General features: G+C 73.4%; 2 protein-coding genes. One reads left to right on the forward strand and one right to left on the reverse strand.

Annotated elements, in window-relative coordinates; genetic code table 11:
- Positions 1-294: 294 nt before the first annotated feature.
- Positions 295-1,446: a glycerate kinase gene (locus CCN56_RS36115; RefSeq protein ID WP_086831980.1), complete on the reverse strand. Its 1,152-nt coding sequence runs from the start codon at positions 1,444-1,446 to the stop codon at positions 295-297.
- A 112-nt stretch (positions 1,447-1,558) separates the two neighbouring features.
- Here CCN56_RS36115 and CCN56_RS36120 point away from each other — a divergent pair.
- On the forward strand, positions 1,559-2,748 hold a 1,190-nt coding region (locus CCN56_RS36120), incomplete at its 3' end, for a BCCT family transporter (protein ID WP_086831981.1).

Below are 2,748 nucleotides of genomic sequence, written 5' to 3' on the forward strand. Positions count from 1 at the left end.
TGTGGGCAATCGTCCCGCGGGGCAAGGGGGTCCCCCCTGCTCGAGCGAAGCCGAGAGCTTGGGGGAGGGTGGGCACACGGGACGGCGCCCTTCAGCGGCGCCTCCGCGTTCCGGGCCTGGACCCGCACCACCAGCGCGGCGTGCACGGGGTGCGGGTTCAGGCGCGGAAGCCTCTGGCGCCGGCAAGGGCGCCGTCCGTTGTGCCCACCCGTTCCGCCCCGGCGGAACGACTGCCCACAACGGGGGGCGACAGGGCACCGCCCGGGCGGAAGTAGCTCCCGCGACAGGCGGGGGCTACGACAGGAAGTCCCTCGCGATGTTCGACGCCGCTTCCTCCAGCAGCGGACCCGCGTTCGCCATGGACTTCGCCGGGTCCGGCTCCAGCTCCGCGAGGGCGTACGCGCGGCGGATGCCGGCCGCGCCCAGGGCCTCCGGCGGGAGGGCGAGGCGGCCGCAGACCGCGACGACCTCCTTGCCGGCGGCGCGGGCGGCGGCGGCGACGCCGGCCGGGGCCTTGCCGTGGAGGGTCTGCTCGTCGAGGGAGCCCTCGCCGGTGATGACGAGGGTGGCCCGCTCCAGGGCGGGCGCGAAGCCGAGGACCTCCAGCATCAGCTCGATGCCGGGCCGGAAGCTCGCGCCGAGGATGAGCGCGCCGTACCCGATGCCGCCCGCGCCGCCCGCGCCGGGCGCGACGGCGGCCTCGGCGGCCCGGGGGCCGATGGCCTTCTCCAGGACGGTGGCGAAGTGGGCGAGGGCCGCGTCGAGGGTGCGGACGTCGTCCGGGGTGGCGCCCTTCTGCGGGCCGTAGACGGCGGGCGCGCCCTTGGGGCCGGTCAGCGGGTTGTCGACGTCGCTCGCGAGGATGAAGTCGACGGAGGCGAAACGCGGGTCGAGGCCGCTGAGGTCGGCCGTGGCGAGGTCGGCGAGCGGCGCGCCGCCGGGGCCGACGGGCTCGCCGGCCGCGTCGAGGAAGCGGGCACCGAGCGCGGCGAGCATGCCGGCGCCGCCGTCGGTGGTGGCGCTTCCGCCGACGCCGAAGACGAGGGTGGTCGCACCGGCGTCGAGGGCGGCGCGGAGCAGCTCTCCGGAGCCGTACGTGGTCGCCGTCAGGGGGGCGAACACGCCGGGAGGGAGGAGCTGGAGGCCCGAGGCCTCGGCCATCTCGACGACCGCGGTGGTGCCGCGCAGCGCGTACGCCGCGGTGACCGGCTCGCCGAGCGGCCCGGTCACGCGGACCTCGCGCCGTTCGAAGCCGGCCGCGACGGCCGCCGCGACGGTGCCGTCGCCGCCGTCCGCGACGGGCAGTGTCTCCACCGTGAGCTCCGGGAGGACCCGTCGCAGTCCTGCTGTGACCCGCTCCGCGACCTGTACGGCCGTGAGCGAGCCCTTGAACTTGTCGGCCGCCACGAGCACGTGAGCGACCTGAGTTGCTGCCCCGTCCGTCACCTTGCATCCCTTGCTTTCGAACGTGCAGTCGCGCCGAGGGGGAGCCTATCCGTACCTCCAGACGGCGTGCCACCCCCTGATGAGGCGATATTCCGCACCATAGTGGGGTCGCATGAGCACGGAAAAGATCATTCCGGATGGCACGACCGACGGCAGAACCGACGGCAGGCCCGACGGCACGATCATCGGGATCGGGGTCGTGGCCGTCGTCGCGGTCGTCGGCTGGGCGGCGCTGGGCGAGGACTCCTTCGACCGCGCGTCCTCCACGGCTCTGACGTGGGTGTTGTCGAACTTCGCCTGGCTGTTCGTGGTCGCCGCGGACGCCTTCCTGGTGCTGTGCGTGGTGATCGCGCTGAGCCGCTTCGGCCGGATCAGGCTGGGCGCGGACGACTCGGAGCCGGAATTCACGAACCTGGCGTGGATCGCGATGATGTTCAGCGCCGGGATGGGCATCGGCCTGATGTTCTACGGGGTCGGGGAGCCGCTGACGCACTTCCTGACCCCTCCTCCGGCGAGCGGGGTCCCGGCGGGGACGGGCGCGGCGGCCCGGACGGCCCTGGAGTACTCGTTCTTCCACTGGACGCTGACCCCGTGGGCGATCTACGGCATCGCGGGGCTCGCGCTCGCGTACGCGGGCTTCCGCAAGGGCCGGGGGAACCGGCTGAGCTCCGCGTTCGTGCCGCTGATGGGGGCGCGCCGGGCGGATTCCTGGCCGGGCAGGGCGATCGACCTGCTCGCGGTGTTCGCGACGGTGTTCGGGACGGCGACGAGTCTGGGTCTCGGCGCCCTCCAGGTCGCCGAGGGGCTGAACCTGACGATGGGCGTGGAGAACTCCACGGCCACGCAGCTGATCATCATCGTGGCGCTGTCGGGGGCCTTCGTCCTGTCGGCGTTCTCCGGGCTCCACAAGGGCGTGAAGTGGCTGTCGACGCTGAACATCGTCCTCGCGGCCTGCCTGATGGTCTTCGTGTTCCTGCTCGGCCCGACCGTGTACATCCTGGACACCATCCCGGCCTCCGTCGGCGGCTATCTGCACCAGCTGCTGCCGATGGCGAGCCGGACGGGCGCGTTCACCGACCGCGACTGGCTGGGCGCGTGGACGATCTTCTACTGGGCGTGGTGGCTGTCCTGGGCGCCGTTCGTCGGCACCTTCATCGCCCGGATCTCGCGCGGCCGGACGATCCGCGAGTTCCTGGTGGGGGTGCTGCTCGTGCCGTCGGGGGCGACGGTGGTGTGGTTCTGCGTGATGGGCGGGACCGCGATCCGCCTCGAGTCGACGGGCGCGGCGGACCTGGCGGCGGC

The organism is Streptomyces sp. NRRL B-24572 (assembly GCF_002156145.1).
Taxonomy (GTDB): domain Bacteria; phylum Actinomycetota; class Actinomycetes; order Streptomycetales; family Streptomycetaceae; genus Streptomyces; species Streptomyces vietnamensis.